The 19952-nt window shown below is 59.6% G+C and carries 15 protein-coding genes; 10 read left to right on the plus strand and 5 right to left on the minus strand.

Annotation, left to right across the window (positions count from 1 at the left end; genetic code table 11):
* The first annotated feature begins 162 nt into the window (after positions 1-162).
* A complete protein-coding gene (locus Q0106_RS05655; RefSeq protein ID WP_297610072.1) occupies positions 163-1524 on the plus strand; it encodes a shikimate kinase in 1362 nt (453 codons plus the stop codon).
* A gap of 254 nt (positions 1525-1778) precedes the next feature.
* Positions 1779-3455 (plus strand): putative transporter, encoded by a 1677-nt coding sequence (locus Q0106_RS05660; RefSeq protein WP_297610075.1) that lies wholly within the window; start codon positions 1779-1781, stop codon positions 3453-3455.
* Positions 3456-3575: 120 nt separating this feature from the next.
* On the opposite strand, the gene Q0106_RS05665 is transcribed toward Q0106_RS05660, so the two are convergent.
* Together Q0106_RS05665 and Q0106_RS05670 are read right to left on the minus strand one after the other, a co-directional pair.
* Positions 3576-4604: an alpha/beta hydrolase gene (locus Q0106_RS05665; RefSeq protein ID WP_297610078.1), complete on the minus strand. Its 1029-nt coding sequence runs from the start codon at positions 4602-4604 to the stop codon at positions 3576-3578.
* A gap of 238 nt (positions 4605-4842) precedes the next feature.
* Positions 4843-5655 carry a hypothetical protein gene (locus Q0106_RS05670; RefSeq protein ID WP_297610081.1) on the minus strand — a complete coding sequence of 271 codons (813 nt, stop codon included), beginning with the start codon at positions 5653-5655 and terminating at the stop codon, positions 4843-4845.
* Between the two features lie 297 nt (positions 5656-5952).
* On the opposite strand from Q0106_RS05670, the gene Q0106_RS05675 reads away from it, so the two are divergent.
* The 6 genes from Q0106_RS05675 to Q0106_RS05700 all read left to right on the plus strand — a co-directional run bounded on the left by Q0106_RS05675 (position 5953) and on the right by Q0106_RS05700 (position 15945).
* Positions 5953-9411 (plus strand): hypothetical protein, encoded by a 3459-nt coding sequence (locus Q0106_RS05675; protein WP_297610084.1) that lies wholly within the window; start codon positions 5953-5955, stop codon positions 9409-9411.
* A gap of 250 nt (positions 9412-9661) precedes the next feature.
* Positions 9662-10846: a porin gene (locus Q0106_RS05680; RefSeq protein WP_297610087.1), complete on the plus strand. Its 1185-nt coding sequence runs from the start codon at positions 9662-9664 to the stop codon at positions 10844-10846.
* Between the two features lie 606 nt (positions 10847-11452).
* Entirely contained in the window at positions 11453-12622 is a 1170-nt protein-coding gene (locus Q0106_RS05685; RefSeq protein WP_297610090.1) for a porin, read from the plus strand.
* A 195-nt stretch (positions 12623-12817) separates the two neighbouring features.
* The gene (locus tag Q0106_RS05690; protein ID WP_297610093.1) at positions 12818-13495 is read left to right on the plus strand and encodes a response regulator transcription factor; all 678 of its coding nucleotides are present in this window, start codon (positions 12818-12820) and stop codon (positions 13493-13495) included.
* A 47-nt stretch (positions 13496-13542) separates the two neighbouring features.
* Complete coding sequence (locus tag Q0106_RS05695; RefSeq protein WP_297610096.1) at positions 13543-15036, plus strand: ATP-binding protein; 1494 nt, start codon at positions 13543-13545, stop codon at positions 15034-15036.
* Between the two features lie 381 nt (positions 15037-15417).
* Complete coding sequence (locus tag Q0106_RS05700) at positions 15418-15945, plus strand: phosphate-starvation-inducible PsiE family protein (RefSeq protein WP_297610099.1); 528 nt, start codon at positions 15418-15420, stop codon at positions 15943-15945.
* A gap of 126 nt (positions 15946-16071) precedes the next feature.
* Here the strand turns inward: Q0106_RS05700 and Q0106_RS05705 are convergent, their stop codons facing one another.
* A complete protein-coding gene (locus Q0106_RS05705) occupies positions 16072-17511 on the minus strand; it encodes a Y-family DNA polymerase (RefSeq protein ID WP_297610101.1) in 1440 nt (479 codons plus the stop codon).
* A gap of 69 nt (positions 17512-17580) precedes the next feature.
* Between Q0106_RS05705 and Q0106_RS05710 the strand changes: the two genes are divergently transcribed.
* Both Q0106_RS05710 and Q0106_RS05715 read left to right on the plus strand, forming a co-directional pair.
* Positions 17581-18231, plus strand: coding sequence for a S24 family peptidase (locus tag Q0106_RS05710; RefSeq protein WP_297610104.1), 651 nt, complete (start codon positions 17581-17583; stop codon positions 18229-18231).
* Positions 18232-18292: 61 nt separating this feature from the next.
* Positions 18293-18775, plus strand: a complete 483-nt coding sequence (locus Q0106_RS05715; RefSeq protein ID WP_297610107.1) for a S24 family peptidase — start codon at positions 18293-18295, stop codon at positions 18773-18775.
* A gap of 122 nt (positions 18776-18897) precedes the next feature.
* On the opposite strand, the gene Q0106_RS05720 is transcribed toward Q0106_RS05715, so the two are convergent.
* A complete protein-coding gene (locus Q0106_RS05720; RefSeq protein ID WP_139687121.1) occupies positions 18898-19110 on the minus strand; it encodes a molybdopterin-binding protein in 213 nt (70 codons plus the stop codon).
* A gap of 151 nt (positions 19111-19261) precedes the next feature.
* Positions 19262-19840, minus strand: a complete 579-nt coding sequence (locus Q0106_RS05725) for a GNAT family N-acetyltransferase (protein WP_297610110.1) — start codon at positions 19838-19840, stop codon at positions 19262-19264.
* Between the last annotated feature and the right edge of the window lie 112 nt (positions 19841-19952).

Raw genomic sequence — 19952 nt, forward strand, 5'->3', positions numbered from 1 at the left:
GCCTGACCGCACAAATATTTTGCTTCAAGACCTATTTTCCATCTCCCATTTATGCCACTTTAGTAGGAAAATGCGTATTCGCGACGAGGCTTTCAACTCAAATGAGCTTCCGCTCCTCTCTAAGCCTCTCCCTGAAGCTCCCCGATAAACCTTATTTCAGTCATGCTTTTCCCCGAAAACCAATGCACGGCAGCGCCCGAGTTCTCAGAACTCACGCCGGAACTCCTTTGCGGAGCTCCGGGCGACGACCCGCGCTATTGCTGGCTCTCGGGTCGAAGAGCATCGCTCGCTGCCCCCGAAGGGGACGCGCTTCTCATGAAGTTCGGAGTTTCGGGAGCCGAAACCCTGCACCTCACGCCCTCCGATGCCGCGAAATTTCTTTCGCTCGGTCGCTGGGACGGCGTCTGCGTTGAAGACCCGTACCAGGAGCTCGCGGCCTCCATCTGCGGCCATCTCACGCAGGAAGCGCGTGCCGCAAGGCGCGTGAATCTCCTTCTGCGCGAGGGAGACGGCACGATCTCGGGCGACTTTACGCTGGGAACGGGCCTCTCGAGGCTTCTTCCTTCCCTCGGGGTTGAAATCAGGGACTGCCGGGCGCTCATTCTGACGGATCCGGAGCCTGCCCCCATTGCGGCGGGACTCGGTAACCTCCTCACCTATCTCGGCGCACCGGGGATCGTCCTCAAAGCCATCGCGAGGCCGCTCTCGGCCGAGGACGTCGCTCATCTTCCCGGGATTTCCGACACGACGCTTCTCATCAATGCGTCCTCCTTCGGGAAGGCCCCCGATCTGGAGGCCATGCCGATCGAGTCGCCCGGAGTGCTCAAGCTTTTCCCATCCCTCGCGGCCGTTCTCGACCTCGTCGACGACCCCATCCGCACGCGGCTCGTCTGGAATGCGCTGAGGCTCGGCCTTCACGCCCGAAGCACGCTGGGTCTTCGCGTCATTGAGGCGCGGGAAGCCACCGAATGCTTCACCGGCCGCACGCTTCCCTTCCCTGCCGCACGCTCTATCCTTGCCGACATCCGGCGCGACGCCTCGAACATCGTCCTGATCGGCATGCCCGGGTGCGGCAAGACCACGGTCGGAAAGGTAGTCGCCGCCCGACTGATGCGCGAATTCGTCGACATCGACACGCTCGTTGAGCACCGGGTCGGAAAGTCCTCCCAGCGGATCTACCGCGAGGACGGGGAGGAATTCTTCCGTCTCCACGAAACGGAAGTCATTGAAGCGCTTGCCGGCCAGCACGGCCTCGTGATTTCCACGGGCGGCGGCGCGTGCCTGAAACCGAGAAACCGCATGCTGCTCGCGCTGAACGGCACCTTCTACTGGATGCAGCGGCCGCTCTCGAAGCTCTCCACCTACAACCGCCCCATCCCGCAGGCCCGGGGCGTTGAAGCGCTCTATGAAGAACGAGCCCCGATCTACCGGGACCTCGCCGAACGGATCATTACGGTGAAGTCGGTCGATGCGACTGCAGCCGAGATCATCGGCGAATCGTCAGCCTCCCGAGTCGCTCCATGACTTTCCGGACGGCGCATAAAGACAGCCGTCTGCGCCCAGCCACCGTAAATATCGGCTTTCCTTCTTAACCGAATTCAAGCCGCGGGCTTTTGAGGAAAGATTTTTCCGCATTCTTCCCTAAACTTCATCCTTTTATAAAAGGACTTCTTCGCCCTATGGCAGAAGACTTCCGACAATAAAAAATACTGACACCGCCCGGCGAGGTTCCCCCATCCGCTTCCCCCGCGGCTTCATCGCACCCTAAAGGAATACCCATGGAATCCGCGCTGACGTCGCCGTCTTCAATCGCGCACATTCTGCTCGTCTACGCCTTTGTCATTTCCCTCGGACTTGCGCTCGGCCGCATCCGGATATTCGGCGTGTCATTAGGCGTCACGTTCGTTCTCTTCGTCGGCCTTGCCGTCGGTCACTTCGGCATCGCGATCGAACCCCATGTGCTCGGGTTCCTGCGCGACTTCGGCCTCATTCTCTTCATCTTCTTCATCGGCCTTCAGGTCGGTCCCTCGTTCTTCTCGAGCTTCCGTTCGGGCGGCATCGTGATGAACGGCCTCACCGTCGCCGCGATCTTTCTCTCGATCCTCGTGACGCTCCTTCTCTGGGCATTTTTCGGGGGCTCGATCGACCTCCCTGCGTTCCTGGGCGTCCACTATGGCGCGGTCACCAATACCCCGGGTCTCGGCGCAACGCAGGAGGCGCTCGCCGTCATGGGCTACAAGGGCGAGGACATTGCCGTCGCCTATGCCTGCGCTTATCCCCTGGGCGTCGTCGGCATCATCCTCTCGGCGATTCTCATCCGCGTCCTCTTTCGCATCAACCTTGCCGACGAGGACAAGGCCTGGGAGGCGGACGAAGCCGACAAGAGCGATGCGCCGATCTGCTTTCACGTTGAGGTGGTTAACGCCTTCCTCAACGGCCAGACCCTCGAATCCATCCGCAAATTCATCGGCCGCCCCTTCGTCTGCTCGCGAAGGAAGATTGCCGATTCGGACGAAATCACGAGCCCGGGGCCTCAGACTCAGGTGAAGACGGGCGACATCCTGCGCGTCGTTTCCCAGAGCGAGAACAAGGACGGCATCGTTGCCTTCTTCGGGAAGGAAGTGAACGACGTCGACCTCGCAATGCCGCACTCTCCCGTTCATGCGGAAACCGTCATCGTGACGGATCCTGCGGTTAACGGCCTCCGCGTGAAGGACCTTCACCTCTCTCACTACGACGGCCTCAACATCACCCGCATCTACCGCGCAGGGATGGAAGTCTTTCCGTACCGGAGCCTTCATCTCCAATTGGGCGACCGCCTCAAGATCGTGGGGCCGGAGCGCGCGATTGCGCGCTTCTCCTCGCGCGTCGGGAACCAGCAGGGCAAGCTCGACCACCCGAACATCATCTCGATCTTCGTCGGCATCGCGCTCGGCATTCTCGCCGGCATTCTGCCGATCGCCATTCCGGGCGTTCCCGTTCCGGTGAAGCTCGGTCTCGCGGGCGGTCCCCTCGTTGTTGCGATTCTCCTCGGCCGCTACGGGCCGTCGCTCAAGCTCGCAACCTATACGACCAACTCCGCGAGCCTGATGCTCAGAGAGCTCGGGATCGCCTTCTTCCTCGCGAGCGTGGGTCTCGCTGCGGGCGGCGGCTTTGCGGACGCCTTCATTTCCGGCAACGGCTTCCTCTACATGTTCTTCGGCGTCATCATCACGATGGTGCCGCTTCTCATCGTCGGCTGGGCCGCACGGAAGATCTTCCGCATCAACTACCACTCGATCGTCGGCATGATGGCGGGCGCGACGACGGATCCGCCGACCCTCGCCTATGCGGCGACGCTCTCGGAAAAGAACAGCTCCGCCGTTGCCTACTCCACGGTCTACCCGCTCGCCATGTTCCTGCGCATCATCACGGGCCAGATCCTGCTTCTCATCTTCTGGTCGGCCGCCGCCTGACGACAACTGACGGCGACTGACGGCAGCGGATCAGACTCGTCTTTCTTCCAAAACTCAGGGGCCGGCAAATCGCCGGCCCCTGCTCTTTTGATGTCAGACTCTCTTCAATCCTGAGAGCACTCAGAGATTCGCGCCTTCAGCAGCATTGCCCTTTTTGGCCCCCAGGGTCTTCGCGAACCACGCGACGACGCGGTCGATCACGGGCTTCTGGTACCACGGCAAATCGCCGTGGCCGGCATTCTCTACGAGGAGATAGTCGGCAGGCACGTTCTTCTCGCGAAGCGCCCGGTAGAGCTTTGCGCTCTGCGCGGGGGAGACAAGCTTGTCCTCAGCGCCGTGGAGGATGAAGAAAGGAGGCTCCGAGCCGTCGATGTGGCCGAGCGGGCTCGCGGCCATCGCCTTCTTCGGGTCCGCCATGATGGAAGCACCGGCGTAGTCGCGGAAGGCCGGCCCGTTGACGAGGAGCGCTTCCGTCACTGCAGGCGACTCATGAACCTTCTGCGTCGCTGCGTCAAAGCCTTCGCCGATCGTCATGAGGTCCGAGATGCCGTAGATCGAAACGACGGCCTGCACGTCTGACGAAACATCCGTCCAGTCTCCCTTGTCGAAGGTCTTTTCGCCGTTCGTAGCACCCGCCATCTCGACGAGATAGCCGCCCGCGGAATCGCCGAGAATGCCGATGCGGTTCGGATCCACGCCGTACTCGTCGGCATGCGCGCGGATGTAGCGGACTGCCGCCTTTGCATCCTCGAGGAGCGCCGGGAATTTGGCCGGAACCGGACGGTATTCAGCAGCAGCCACAACGAAGCCGGCTTCCGCGAGCGCGCGGCGCATTTCGGAAAACTTCTCATGGTCGGCAGAGGTGAAGCCCCCGCCCGGGAAATAGATGACCGCGGGCTTCTTTTCCTTCGTGCGCGGGATTTCAAGCGTCATGCGAAGCTGCTTCACGGCACGCGTGCTCTTGACCTGGCTGAAAATAACGCCCGAAATCATGTCGATCTGGGGACGCGTGACGTCAACGCGAATGACTTCCGCGCCTTCGGTCCAGCCGGGAAGCGATGCGTTTGAGGCCGGAGCGCCTTCAGCAGCGGCAATCGATGAAGCAAAGAGAAGCGAAACGGAAAGCGCGAGTACGGGCTTTTGGAGCATGGGAGCAATTCCTTCTTAGTCAGCGGGCTTCAGACGGACGAACCGGCCTCCGGCATGGGAATCCCGAAACGTCCGCACCTTTTGGTTTTGATGGGTCGGCGTCAAGAATACCGGTTTGAAAGCGCCGCAACCATACAAGCACTTGGGTGCAGTCTCACTGCCGGAAATAAAAAAGCGAGGCCTCACCCGGCTTCCCGGGGCCTCGCTCTTCATTCGACGCTTTGACGACGAAGCCGTATCAGGGCATCGGCGTGAGGTGCGTGGTTTCCGGAATCGGCAGCGCCGCAGAAGCGGAAATATGCGCCCTGTAGGTTCTGCCGCCGAGCTTCACTTCCTCGCCCTCGGCAAAGGTCTTCCCGCGCGTAATCTGCATCATGGCGGCATCCACCATGAGCGCACGGATTTCAAGGGGCTTGAGAAGACTCCCCTGAATCTCCACTTCGCGCACGCCGAAGCGGTCGAGCCCGACGGTATAGCCCGAGAGTCCCTCGACATCGTTCTGCTGCCAGAGACCGAAGTAGATGAGGTTGAAGATCGGGAAGGCCTTCTCGGAATCCTGCATCGCAAGCGCGGCCTTGCGGTAGACATCGGGCGCAAAGAGCCTCGAAGCGGCATTGACGGCACGGGCATTGGGCTGCTCGCAGAGGGAGGCGAGCACCTTCATCGCCGTGCGGGCATTTTCAATGAGGGAAGCGCTTTCCGCGATCACAGCCACCGCGAGGTACGCCTGGTGCGCATGGGCGACGTCCGCGGCCTCAGGCCAGTCGTGACAGTTCTTTGCCTGTTCGTCAGCTGCATGGTCCGGAACCGGACGGGGCTCAAGCCCCACCACGACGAGCGACCCGTTGACGCGGAAGATCCACGGTTCGTGCGGCGTCTGCGGAGGCTCGCCCGCATTGATCTGCCAGTCAAGAAGAAGAGACTGCCTCAGATGCGAGGGCTCCCAGGCAGGTACCGAGAGAAGCACCAGTCCGGTCATCGGGTAGTCGGAAGCCCTCAGGGGCGTCTCAGTGTTGGAGCCGGCATGGGCCTCAAGCTGCGTGTCTGTCATTTCTCTTAGAAAAGCGGGAAAAAAGAGAAAGATTAGCCCGAATTGAGAGGGTTCGCAAAGAAAATTCCTTAACGAGATTTATCCTCCGGCTCATCAGCGCCTGCTGAAAGTGTAGGATTGAGAAAATTCGCTCTGCCGCGGCCTTTTTGGGATTTTTCCCTGCCGCATCCTGAGCTGCTGATGTGCGGTGTCTTTCTCTTTTGACAAGAGCAGAAGTCTGCCGCGAGGATTAATAAACGGCATAGTTTGCCGGGCTCAGGAAAACTCATTTTCTTCAAACAGAATTTTCGACTGCTGATGAATACCAAATCGGGGACCAAGCACGAAGAGGAAGAAGCCTTCCTTTCCACCACTCCTGAAACCATCTACTTCGGCCGGCATGAAGTAAAGCTCTCCCGGGCGGCGCGTCTCATGCGCTCCCTCAACCGGCTTCAGATTCGTCACCGGCAGGCTGCCGCGAGCGAACTCGGCATCACTCCGACCATTGCGCTCGAGGGCGAGGATGAGCTCGCCGGAGAAGCGGCGCGCACCATGAATGCGGCGGCCCTTCGTCCGCTTGAATTCCCTGAGGGCTCCGCAAACGCCTTTGAATCATTCGGCACTTCCAACACGGAAGACGCATCAGAGGTCGGGGAGAAGAAGCCCGTGAAGCCCGCCTTCAAGCCGCTCACCGGCTCAACCTTCGCGATCTCGGGGAACATTTCCCTCGAGGGGACAAGGTCCTTCACCTGCAGCGACCTCCGGGACGAAAAGCTTCTTCATACGGCCCGCCCCGTTCTCTCGCTCATGGAAGCCGGCGCTTCCCTCTCGATGGTCGCCAACTGCGGCGAAATGCTCGGACTTCTATCGCCCCAGTGCCGGGGCTTCACGGCCCGTTCAGGGTCTCCGGTCAATCCCTGCTACCCGGAAACGTCGCCTGAGGTCATGTCGCCCCTTGACGCTTCCGCTTCGCTCGTTGCCGTCGGAGCCGTGAGCGCGGCGCTCGTTCTCGGCCGCGCCTCAGACGCGGCCTCCGCCGCCATCCGCTGCGGGATGACGAGCTTCCGCCCGAGCCTCGGCGTCTTTACGTCCACCGAGGGCTTCGTGCATTCCTGGCGCTATGCCGGCTGGGGAACGATCGCCTCGGATGCCGTCTCGGCATCGGTCTTCTCCAATATTGCCGCCCTCAATGAGGGCGTTTCTGACAAACCGGGATGCGGTCCCTGGGAATTCCCGGGCTACCGTCCGATGCTGATGGGCACCGAAGGCGTGGCCGCCTGGCGTCATGAATTCATGACCCCCGTGTCGCCCAAGCGCGTCCTTTTTGCTGTCGGCGAATCCTGGAAGACGCCTGAACGCGAAAAGGAAATCCGACGCCTCTCAAAGGGCTTTGCCGATAAGGGCATAGAGGTCGAATACATTGACGACCTCCCGGAAGAAGCCCCTGAGATCGAGTGGCTCTCCTGGGCTGAATTCGGACCCGTGCTTGAAAACTACTTCGAGCGCGCGTTCCCGCTCTCGCCCGCCATCCGCACCGACCGCTTCCTCATGCTTCTTACGCTCAGCGAACGCGTGAAGCTCGCAGGGTTTGACGCCATGACCCCGCTTCAAACCAAGCGCTTCGTTGAACTCGTGCGCCGCGAGCCCGAGCTCCTCTCCCCCTGGGCCGGAACCATCATCCGCAATCGCGTGATGCCGCTCAAAACCCGTTTTGAAAATCTCTTCCGCGGTAAGGACCGCCCCGATGCCGTCATCTGGTTCGGGGGGTCGCCTGCCGTCGACATGGCTGAAGGCGCGATCTACGGGATTCCGCTTCTGGACGACAAGGAGAAGAAGGAGTTCGCGGGCGCTTTCCTCTTCGGCGCTCCCCGTGAAGACGCCAGGGCGCTCGGTGCCGCCGTCACGCTCGAAAGCCTGAGAGCCCCTGCATTTGCTTCAGGCGTCGGTCGCATCACAATCGATCGACCCGACGTCGTTTTCGAAAAAGATGCGTCCGGGGAAGCCGATGAACCCGAAACGGATGAAAAGAAGACCTCACGTGTTTCGGATGCGGAACTCATGAAGGATCTCTCTGAGATTGCTTCAGGGTCGACTGTCATTCTTCCGGCGAGCGCTGCTGCTCATGCGGCTGACGAGACTCCCGAAGACGACGCGGGGGACGACCCGATGGATAGCGAAGAATTCTCGCAACGGCTCAGGAAGCTCGTCGGAGAATTCCGCGAGGCACTTTCGGAAGCAGCCGAAGACGACCAGGATATTGCTGAGTCCGCAGCCGCCTCCACGCTCCTCGTCAACTCCCTCATGACAGGAGAAGAGATTGATGCAGCGGAAACGGACGCTGAAGCGAAGCCGGAAGCAAAGAAGCTCCCCGCCGTTTCGCCCGAAGATGCCGCATGGCTTGCGAAGTTCATGCCGGACTCCAGAAAGCGCTGCCCCGAAATCGCGAAGGAAAAGTTCCTGCGCGAGATCTTCACGGATCCGATGCCCGAAAAGCCCGCTCCTGATGACTCGGACTACATCCTACAGTTCGGGAAGTACTGGCTCATGCGCCACGAACGCCATAAGGCGCAGAAGGTCCTCGAGCGCATTCCTGAAGCCAACCGCACCTTCGCCGTTGAGGAAAACCTCGTTATGGCGCTCTTCCTCGGTCCCGACGTCGAACGCTCGACCAAAGCTGCCGAAGCGCTGAAGCCCGCGACCGACTCGGAGCGCGCAAGGAAGGAATGGATTCTCGGCCTCAATGCACAGCGCCTCGGCGACAAGGATGCAGCCGTCGAGCACTTCCGTACGTCGCACAACTATGCGCCCGCGGATTCGCCCGCGAATTTCCCGCTTGCGCTCCTCATCCTTGAGCGCGAGGGCGTCGACTCCGACGAATACAAGGCCCTGAAGGAGGCCGTGAAGAGGGAGCAGCCCTCGGCCTATAAGCTCCTTCTCTCCGACGAGGAGCGCCTTGAGAAGGAACAGAACTTCGAGCAGGAGCTTCTTCCCGAGCTCCCCGTCGGCGTCTTTGCAGCGACGCTCCTGATGCCGCGCGAGCATCTCCGGCTCAACAAGGACCGCTTTCTGAGGGACCTCTCGAGCAACTGGAACCTGTCGATCATCGACAGGACGCCTGAAGACCCGGAGACCTTCACGTTCCGGATCGGCTACCTCACGGGCACGCTTAAATGCGAATCCGGAAAGGTTCCCGACACGTCGCTCGAACAGGCGGCGAGAAAGAACATCTATACCCGGGACGCCGAGGCGCTCCTTTTGAACCACGCCGGGCGCATCAACCTGCGGCTCGAGGCCGGCACAACGCCCCTGAAGGACGCAGCCTCGCTCTTCGCGCAGCTCCTTGCCTCCGCCTGCCGCTCGAACGAGCCGCTCGGGGTGTATCTCGCTGGCGTGCTGCAGCCCGCAAACTACTGCATCGACGCCGCGAGGCCTGTTTCGGCCGGCGCTTTCCCGACGCTCTCCGTCGTGAGCATCTTCACGCTCGAGGATTTCGGCACGCCCTACATCTCGACCTACGGCCTAACGACGATCGGACATCCGGAAATCGAAATCGACCTTGACGGACTCCCCTTCGAATCGGCAAGCATGCTCGTTTATTCGCTCCTTGAACGAATCGTGAATGATCAGTTTGAGGAAGAAGCCCAGACGATCCGTTTCGGGCTCGACCCCGAAAACCTGACGGAACTCGACATTCGCCGCGCTCCTGGTCGGAATGTTGCGACCGAGGTTCTTCTCTTCACTCGGAAGGGCGAGGAGGAGGAGGTTCCGCAGGCGTAAACGAACCTCCAGGCAGCAATCGTTCGTCCGGCAGATAAGGTTTTTACAGGCTTTCAAATGCCTGTTGCTTAATGTATACAAAACCATTTTCTGTCGGCCGGATTGTTTTTTATGGAAGTGTTTACAAGGATTTGTAAACGTTCCGCGGCAGCGTTGGAAAGTCCGCAAGAATGCAAAGGTCATATCGGGTCAAACGGGATTTCCCGGTTTCGTTCCGAATGACCTTTACTTCTACTGGGGATTTTCAATCATGAAAAAGACTCTTGCTGCTCTCGCTGTTCTCGGCGCTTTTGCCGGTTCCGCTGCTGCCGCTGACGTGACGCTCTACGGCGTTGTCGACTATGGCTTCCTTTACAACTACACCGATAAGCAGGCCGCTGACGGTACGTCTGCCGACGACAACACTCTCAGGCTTCAGAGCGGCGTTGATGCCGGCTCCCGCTGGGGCGTCAAGGGCACGGAAGACCTCGGCAACGGACTGAAGGTCGGCTTCCAGCTCGAAAGCGGCTTCAATGCCGATGACGGCACGCTCTCGAAGTACAACGAGAACCAGAACCGCATCTTCGGTCGTCAGGCCACCCTCTCGGTTTATTCCGACTTCGGCACGCTGACCTTCGGCCGCATGGGCGCCCTCTCTGCTGCTGCCGGCAGCTACGACATCGTCTATTCGATCGCTGACGCCTTCGACGGCGGCGACAATGACGTCTTCGGCCTCTACGGCGCTTCCCGCTACGACAATACGGTTGCCTACCAGACCCCGAAGTTTGCCGGCCTCCAGGTCACTGCGATGTACTCCTTCAAGCAGGACAGCAATGCGAAGCCCGCAGACTACAGCGGTGATGAAGGCGACTTCTCGAGCTCCAAGCGCTACGCCGGCGTTGCCCTGACGGGTGAATACGGCCCGGCTCAGTTTGTTGCTGCTTACGAGCTCACGAAGTACGGTTCCAATGCTGGTGCTACCACCGCCGGCACGCCACCGGATCGCCAGCTTGACAAGGACGCCAACGTCTTCTTCCTTGGCGGCAACTACGACTTCGGCGTTGCCAAGGTCTTTGCCATGGGCCAGTACTTTAACGGTCTCCTGACGGCTCCCTCTGTTGTTGATGACAAGCTCGTCACCTCTGATGACACCACCGACGGCGTCAAGGGCTTCGGCTTCCATGTCGGCACCCAGGTTCCTGTTGCAGGCGGCCTCATGACGGTCGGCGGCTACTACTCGAACTTTGAACAGGACGGCGTTGTTGCCGGCAAGGATAAGAAGGAAGGCGACTACTACGGTCTCGCCGCCCGCTACGAGTACGACCTCAGCAAGCGCACCATGCTCTACGCAGGTGCCGGCTACGGCGTTGAAACCCGCGACAAGGTCGGCAGCGAAACGGACGACACCGAGAACCAGCTCGTCCAGGCCTATGTTGGTCTGACCCACCGCTTCTAATCAGAGCTTGATGAGGCACTTGCACTGCCCCATTGAAGTTGAGCCCTCGACAGTGAGAAAGGTGAGGTTTCAGAAATCCCAGCCTTTCTTCACTGCCGCAGAGCGATGAAGCTGAAGCCGGAGTTCTTCACGCAGGAACTTCGGCTTTTTTTGCTCTTCACTTTTCAAATTTTTCCTCCTGACAGCAGGCAGCAAAGTTGGCCGTTTCCCGCTCGACTTCCTTACGGTTTACGCCGTTTTTCCACTCATTTCCTTTGTTTTTAAACAAGAATCGTTCGCAACTCCGGGCATAAAAATTGGTGGCGAACTTACAACAAACAACCTTCGCGAAGTCATCCTTTTGGAACTCGCCTTTGTTTTTTATGTGCTTTTCGGCTCTTTTGGGTTTTTACTTAACCGGAATCTCGTAATTTCTGTTAAAACGCCTAACAGATCCATGGACAGGCAGGGATCACGGCTGTTCTTCATGAACGGCTGCTCAGGCTTCGGCGGTGACCGTGCATAAAGCTGCTGCGAGCTTGCCTGTTTAATAAAGCTGAACGGCGGGCGTGCAAACCTCCGTTCGACTTTTGGGAATTTTCCCGATTGTTAAAAAGGCTCTGAAAAATGTTTAAGAAGACTCTTGCTGCAGCTGCAATCCTCGGCGCTTTTGCCGGCTCCGCTTTTGCTGCTGACGTTACGCTCTATGGTAAGGTTGACCTTGGTCTTGGCTTCACCAGCACGTCTGTTGATGGCAAGGATGACGTCAATTCCTTCCAGATGAAAGCCGGCCAGAACGCCGGCAGCCGTTTCGGCCTCAAGGGCACTGAAGACCTCGGCAACGGCATGAAGGTTGGCTTCTCCCTCGAAAACGGTTTTGCTGCCGACGATGGCACGTTGGACAACAATGGGCGTCTCTTCGGCCGTGAAGCTCTCCTCTATGTCCAGGGCGCTTTCGGTGAAGTTTCCTTTGGCCGTGCGGGTCAGCTCCTGTCCGGCAATGGCCGTTATGCCATGTTCACGGGTAATGTGAACGCCCTTGGTACTGGCTGGGGGGATGTCGTTGGTCTCCCGCAGATTTCCGCTTCGGGCTATGCTCGCTTCGATAACCTCGTTACGTATCAGACTCCGTCCTTTGCCGGCTTCACTGTTACTGTCCAGTACTCCATGAAGAACGACAGCGGCAAGGATAAGGATGGCAATACGGCTGATGAAGGCGACGAAAATAAGGCAAACGTTGATCGTTACTACGGCATTGGTGCCCAGTACAAGAATGGTCCCTTCCAGGCTGTTGCGATTGTTGACTCCATCAACTATGACTCGACTCCTGTTGAAGCCACTGGCAAGCAGAAATACGATGATGATGCCCTGAACATTGCTCTCGGCGGCTCATACGATTTTGGCGTCGTCAAGGCTTACCTGGCTGGTACATATTCTGAAAATGCCAAGAAGTGGGGCAAGCTGTTTACCTTTGAGGGTAAAGCGCCTACCGGTAATGACTACAGCGCAACTGTGGACGGCTACGGCGTGATGGCCAGCGTTGACGTTCCTGCTTTCGGCGGAACGGCTAAGTTCGGCGTCGGCTATAGCGAAGCTGAACAGAGCAAGGTTGCCTCCGGCGAAGACAAGCCTGAATTCAAGACCTACACGGTCGGTGCTGGCTACACCTACAACCTCTCGAAGCGCACGATGCTTTACACGGCCGCCGACTACGTCAAGGCAGATTACAACAAGGCCGCTAACACCCCGGATGCTGATGCCTACACCGTCATCGCCGGTATGGTTCATAACTTCTAATCATCTGATCTGAAGCAGAAGAATCTCCCGCTTCTCATTGAGCAGCAGAGATTCGAGCAAAAGCTCATTAAAACCCGCCCGGGGACGCCCGAGCGGGTTTTTACTGCCTGACAGTTTTCAACTCCTAACCATCAGCTAATTCCCCGCGCCCTAGAATCTCTTTCAAGATCCCACCTTTCCCGAATGAGATTCCCGATGCGCATCCTCCTTGTAGAAGACGATCCTATGATTGCCGACGCCGTCAAGGCGGCGCTCTCTGATGAAGCCCACGCGGTTCATCTCGTAACCAACGGCAGGAATGCGCTCGCGCAGCTTTCGGTCAACACCTTCCAGCTCGTGCTCCTCGACCTGGGCCTCCCTGCAGTCGACGGCATGACGGTGCTCCGCACCATGCGCGCGGAGAAGAACGACACGCCGGTCATCATCCTCACCGCCCGCGACGACCTTGAGGATCGCCTCCAGGGGCTCGATGCCGGGGCTGACGACTATCTCGTGAAGCCCTTTCACATGAGCGAGCTCCTTGCCCGCATGAGAGCCGTCATGAGAAGGAGAAACGGCGCATCTGACAACAATCTCACAAACGGCGTCCTCACGCTCCACATGGACACGAAGACCGCTGAAATGAACGGGAAAGACTTCACGCTCACGAAGCGTGAATTTGCGCTACTTAATGCCCTGCTCGCCCGTCCGGGAGCCATTCTTTCCCGCCGCGCGCTCGAAGACCGCATCTATGGAGCCGGCGAAGAACCCGAAAGCAATGCCGTCGAATACCTCATTCATTCGCTCAGAAAGAAGCTTGGTGCTGACGCCATCCGGAATGTGCGAGGCTTGGGCTGGATGGTCGCAAGCCGCGATGCGGCTGCCCGAAGCTGATATGAACTGATCTGTTTTCATTCCCCATCTTCCAAGAGGAGCCCGCCTTGAGCGAAATCCTGAAGCGTTTCAAGGAAACGATCTCTGAAATCCGGACGGCGCTCCGAACGCCTCATTCTGCAAACCCGTCCTTCACGCTGAGGGCAAGTCTCTGCTGCGCGGGGGCGGTCGTCGCGTTTTCGCTCGTCGCTTCAGCCTCCATCTTTGCGGTCTCCTACTTTGAAGCCGCGGAATCTCAGGAAGACCGACTCGAGGAAGTGGCGGGCATCCTCGCGCGCTCGCGAATTGCCTTCAGCCAGAAGGGGAACTCTTTCGAAGCCCTCTACATGGACGATGAGGACTTTGAAGACCGCTACATCGTCGACGAGGATGATCCTCGCGCAGGTCTTCCCGCCGGAGCCGACATCCTCATTCAGACCCTTCACCGCACGGGCCGCGCATTGAGACTCAGGCTCGACCATCCGCTGAAGGACGGCTACCACACGCTCAAGATTCATGGGGCCAACTACCGCGTCTTCGTTCTGACGGTGAATGTGGGCGGAAGACACGTCGTCACCGCGGAAAGAACATCCGCCGTCTGGAAGGAAGCCTGGGCCGATACGATCAACCTCATCATTCCGTTCCTCGTTCTTTCGGTTCTTCTTTCCCTCTGGATCTGGTTCTTCCTCTGGCAGATGATGCGGCCCGTGAAGCGCCTTGCCGCCGACCTCGGCCACCGCTCGGGCGACTCGCTTTCGCCCATGGCGCTTACCGGCATGCCGTCAGAGCTCCTGCCGCTCCTCACGGCCTTCAACGGCCTCCTTGCCCGCGTGGAAACCTTGAGAGAACAGGAAGCGCGTTTTGTGGCGGACGCCGCGCATGAACTCCGCTCACCGCTCGCAGCGCTTTCGCTCCAGGCCGAACGCCTTGAAAAGGAAGACCTCTCGCCCGCGGCTAGAGAGCGCCTTTCCACCCTTCGCGCCGGCATCGACCGCGCGGTACGGCAGGTGAGTCAGCTTCTCACTCTGAAGCGCGCGCAGGCAAAGACCTCTGCCAAATCCTCCGACCAGGATCGCCGTCAGGGCGGAGCCGCCCAGAAAGCCGACATCATCAGCGCCTTCAACGAAGCCGTCCAGTCCGTCTACTGGGAAGCGGAAAAGCTCGGGCTAACGCTCGAGGTCGAGGGCATTGAAGATCTGCCTCCGGGAGCAGAACCGTCCTTGCCGATGAACTTCGACGATCTCTTCACGATTCTGAGAAACCTCCTCGAAAACGCCGTTCGTTATTCCCCGGCCGGCACTGCCGTGACGCTCCAGCTTCTCAGCATGAATCCCCCCGTCATCCGCGTTTCCGACAACGGTCCGGGGATTCCGGCTGCTGAACGCGAGCGCGTGATGGAGCCCTTCTACCGCCGTCTTGGAACAGGCGTCTCGGGTACGGGCCTGGGACTGGCCATCGTGAAGACCCTCTGCGACCGCTGGAATCTTTCCGTGGAGCTCGATGAAGCCCATCCCGGTGAAGGTGAAGCTCCGGGTCTTGCCGTCACCATCCGGGAGCGTTAGTTCACTCAGGCTTCAGATCTTTCCGGGGGCTTTCGCTGCCGTTTTGGGCTCACGTTGTAAACAATCGAACCGATAGTTTTTCCCTGCGGCCGGGAGAGAGTCGCGCAGCTCCCCTGCAGCACGCATCTCCCACTGGTCAGCGCTCCTCTCATTTTCCATAGGAAAGAGTGCGTTGACGGCTCTATTTTCCTGGCCGCACCGCCATCCCTTCCAACCTCTCCCCGGAACGTCCGGAGGTCTATATCCCTTTGAATGCCCTCCGGAAAAGATTTGCTACCTCTTTTCTGCCTTCTCTTACGTCCTCCCCTGCCTCGCGGGTTAACCCGAGATCCCCTCTCTCCCGCATAATTACTCTCCCTTTTCCCCCTTCCTGATCCTTCAATGTCTGCTTCAGGTTCCAATACCCCGCCCAACGATCAAACCCATCGCCATACGGATGCCGGCGCTCAGCTTCCCGAAGGTCCCTGCCGCCAGTGCTCCTTCTCGACCGACCCCACGGCAGCCACGTCCGTTGAGTCGCCGAAGCTCACGTCCGCAAGCCTCGTCATCAACCTCTGGCTTACCTACGCTCAGGCGGCTGCCCTCATTGCCATCGCCGTCGCCGCTGTAGGCGGAATCGGCCAGGCAGCCTGGGAAATGATCGCTGCGAGAAGCATCAGCCTCGGCGACCTCCTGATGCTCTTCCTCTATGTTGAGATTCTCTCCATGGTGAAGGGCGCTTCGCTTGGCACGCGCGAAATTCCGATTCATACGCCGATCGCGCTTGCGATCGTCGCGGTTGCCCGCTACATCGTGGTCGACGTCGAGCACATCAACGCGCTCACGATGGCTTCAACCGCAGGCGCGATTCTTCTCCTTGTGATTGCGCTCTGGATCCTCAAGAAGACGCTCCGGTCGGGCGACGCCTGATCATCAGGTTCTGTTGCGCACGTCATTGCCGGAAACAGCAGCAGAAGCAGCACGGGACGACCGCGCTGCTTCTTGTCTTTTTGGACCCCGGATTCCCTCCCTCAGGCGTGCGGGAGCCCCCGCGCTTCAATGCGCGCGCAGGATTTCCTCACGGCGCGTGAGGTAGCACCGGGAAAGCTTCTCGTGCCTAGCTTCCCAGCCGGATGCGAGCTGCGTGCTTGCGGTGGTCACAATGCCGCGGCCGTAGATCCTCGCGAGTCCGTCGAGCGTTTCCATCAGCGCCCGCCGTCTCTCTTTTTCCGGGTCCGGCGCGTCGCTGAAGAGCGTTTCCGGAATGTCTGAAGCCGCGTCCGGAGCGATGCCGGTAAGAATCACCCCCGCCTTCTGATAAGCAAAGCCTTCGCGGCGAAAGCGCTCAACGAGCCCCACGGCGACCCGGGTGAGAAGGAGCGTGTCTGAGGTGGGAACCGGGAGCTTCACGACCCGCGAGACATTGTGCTGCGGAAGGTCGCCCCGGAAGAAATTCGTATGAAAGAAGACCCCGACCTCGCCCGCAACGCTCTTTTGCTGCCGGAGCGTCATGGCGGCATCGGCCATATGCTGCGACACGGCGGCAGTGAGCGATGCGAGGTCCCTCACCGGTCGGCCGAAGGAGCGGCTCCGGATGATCTGCTCTCGTGGAGCGGCTTCCTCGTCGAAGGGAATGCAGGGAATGCCGTGGAGCTCCCGCCACGTGCGCTCAAGCACCACGCCCCAGCGCGCGCGAATGAATGAGGGATCCATCTTCCAGAAGTCGAGCACCGTTTGGACGCCGAGAGCCTTGAGCGCCTCTCCCATCCGGCTTCCGATACCCCAGACTTCCTTCAGGGGCGTAATCGACATCGCCTTTTCCTGACGATGGGGCGCGAGGTCGAGCCAGTTGATGACGCCCCCGAAGACGGGCCAGTCCTTGGCGAGGTGGTTGGCGAGCTTCGCCAGCGTCTTCGTGTTGGCAATGCCCACGCAGGCCGGGATTCTCTGCCACGCGTAGATCCGCTCCTTCATGGCGCGCCCGAGCGCCGTGGGGTCTCCCGGGATCCCGGTAATGTCGGCGAAGTTTTCATCGATCGAGTAGCGCTCGATCCGCACCGCCATGCCGGACAAAATCGCCGCGATGTTTTTGGAGACCGACCCGTAGAGCTCGTAGTTGGAGCTTCGCCATTCGACCTTTCCCTCTTCAACGAGGTGTCTGAACTGGTATGCCGGCATCCCCCGGCGGATGCCGAGGGCCTTCGCTTCAGGCGTGAGCGCCGCCACGCACCCGTCGTTGTTCGTGAGGACTACCAGGGGCTTTCCTCTCAGGGCGGGATCAATCACGCGCTCGCAGGCACAGTAGAACTTGTTGGCGTCGATGAGGCAGATCACCTGCCGGGGATCGAGCCCCGCGAGCCTCTCCGGCCTCGCGAATCGCGAGGCGGGCGTCTTTGCCGGAATACTCTCTTCCAGGGCGTCGGACGTTCCCTGCAGTTTCCCGAGCGCCCTCAGCTTTTCCATGCGTTCGGGCGATTTGAGAGAGATGAATTCCATGACAGAAGTACCAAAACACTATCTATAATAACCGTCTAACGTGAAAGTTTAACTCAAAGGATTTCTGCCATGACCGAGAAGAAGCCCGTTCCCGAAGAAGCCCCGATCAAGCGTCAGCCCGGACGTCCCAGGAAAGCAGAGGACGAGGTTCAGGGGCGGTTTCTCACGATGCGCGTGAACGAAGCCCTCATGCAGGCCGTCAAGGACCGCGGCGGCTCCCGCTGGGCGAGGGAAGCGCTCATCGACGCCCTTCAGAGAAGCGGCGGCGTGCTCTCTCCCGGCATCAAGCCTGAAACGATTCAGGTGCCGAAGGAGAAAACGTCCGACTGCACGATCCCCAAGCTCGACCTCCGCGCGGCCTGCGGGTTCCCGGCACCTGCTTCGGAAGCGGAAACCGAGGAAACGGACCTCTACGACCTTCTCGTTCCGAAACCCGGGAAGACCATTCTCGTTGAAGCCTCAGGCGACTCCATGGTGGATGCCGGCATCTTCGAGGGGGACCTTCTCATTGTCGAAGTGTCTTCGGAAGCCCGGAGCGGCCAGATCGTGCTCGTCTGCTACGACGGAAACTTCCTCGTGAAGCGCCTCAAGGTGATCGACGGAAGGCCGGAGCTTCGGAGCGAAAACTCAGTGGTTCGCTACCCCGTCCTCAGACCGCGGACAACCGAACAGTTCGTGATCGAAGGCATCGTGCGGCACGTGATCCGCTCCTACCGGTGATCTGAATCCCGCAGCTCAGGACAATCAGCAGCCCGTCTAAACCAAATCAGCCGGATAAGCCATGAATCCCACCCACGCGCCCGAGGAATTGAAGCCGCAGTCTTCCGTCCGCCGGCGGATCGGCCTTGTCTGCCGTCACTCCCGGCGCTATCCGCTCGTGCGCCTTTCGCTCTCCGCGGGCTGCGGCTTCCCGTCGCCCGCGGCCGACTGCAGGGACGAGCGCGTGACGCTCGACCAGATACTCGTGCGCCGGCCGCTCTCGTCCTTTCTGATCGAGGTCGAGGGCGACGCCATGGCGGATGCGGGCATTCTTTCGGGCGACATTCTTGTGATCGACCGCTCTGCCGAACAGAGAAGCGGGAGCATCGTGCTCGCCTCCTATTCGGGCGAACTTGTTGTCCGAAGGCTCAGGTTCGACGCGAAGGGAAAGCCCGAGCTCCATGCCGAAAATTCACAGTACCGCACTGCGGTGATCCGCCCGCGCGAAGGCGAGCAGTTCGACATTGAGGGCGTTGCGGTCGGGCTCACGCGGGAACTCAAATAAATGGACGGGGCTTCATGCAGCGCGCTTCATGAAGAAAGCCCCGGATCGGCCCGAAAAAAAATCCCCTCGCGGAGAGATCCGTCAGGGGATTTTTTCGTCTGGGGTCAACCCCAAAGAGCGTCTCAGTCGTCAACGCCGATCATGACGTTCGACGCCTTGATGATGGCGTAGGCCTTGCCGCCGACCTTGAGGCCGAGCGTCTTGGCGGAGGTCGTCGTGATGGAGGAGACGAGCTTCTCGCCGGCAGCCGTTTCAATCACGACCTCGGTCGAAACCGGGCCTTCCTTGATGGAAAGGATCTTGCCTTCAAGGGTATTGCGCGCAGAAATCTTCATTTTTGAACTCTCAAATAAAACCCGGGGCTCAGGGCTCCGGGTGTTGAATGGCGGCAAGTCTAGCCGGGAAAGGCTGATGAAACTCTGAAGCCGTCCCCAAAAATCGGCAGAAAATGTGTTTTTCTGTTCGAAAAGGCTTCCGGCTGTCCGCTTATGCCTTCGCCCAGCGCTCAAGCACGGCTTCGACCTGCTCGGAAGGCAAATCTCCGAAGGCTTTGGGCGGCACGGGTTCGCCTTCGTAGCTCCCGATCGCCTTTCTGAACCAGCTCACCGAGTGCCATGCTCCGTTCTTCCAGCCCGCGAGCGGATAGGTGCCGACGAGCTCAAATCCCAGGCTCTTATGAAGCTTTTCCGACGGCGGATTGGGCGACGTGACGCACCCGTAAGCGGCCTTCATGCCCTGAAGCGCGAGGAGTTCAAGCAGGAGACTGTAGGACTTCCGTCCCCAGCCCTTTCCCGCCAGCGCGCGCGAAAGGTAAATCGAGAGCTCCGCATTCCACTGATAAGCCGCCCGCTCCATGTGGTGATGCGCATAGGCGTAGCCCACGATTGTTCCCGCATCGTCCTCAAGCACGAGATAGGGAAAGAATTCGGTAATCGAACGGATGCGTCCCGCAAATTCCTCAACGGACGGAAGCGCGTACTCGAACGTAATCGTCGTATCGATGTATTCGCGGTAAATCTCAAGGAGCTTCGGAGCGTCGGCAGGACGGGCAGTGCGAAAGCGCATGAATGACCTCGTTCAGAGAAAGGGTCTCAGAAAAACGAAAGCTCATGATAGGCCGCCGGTTCTTCGCGGCAGGGCTTTCCCGCTCCGCGTAAAGAAGAGCTTTGACGCCTGT

It is taken from the genome of uncultured Sutterella sp. (genome assembly GCF_937923675.1).
Lineage (GTDB): Bacteria > Pseudomonadota > Gammaproteobacteria > Burkholderiales > Burkholderiaceae_F > Sutterella.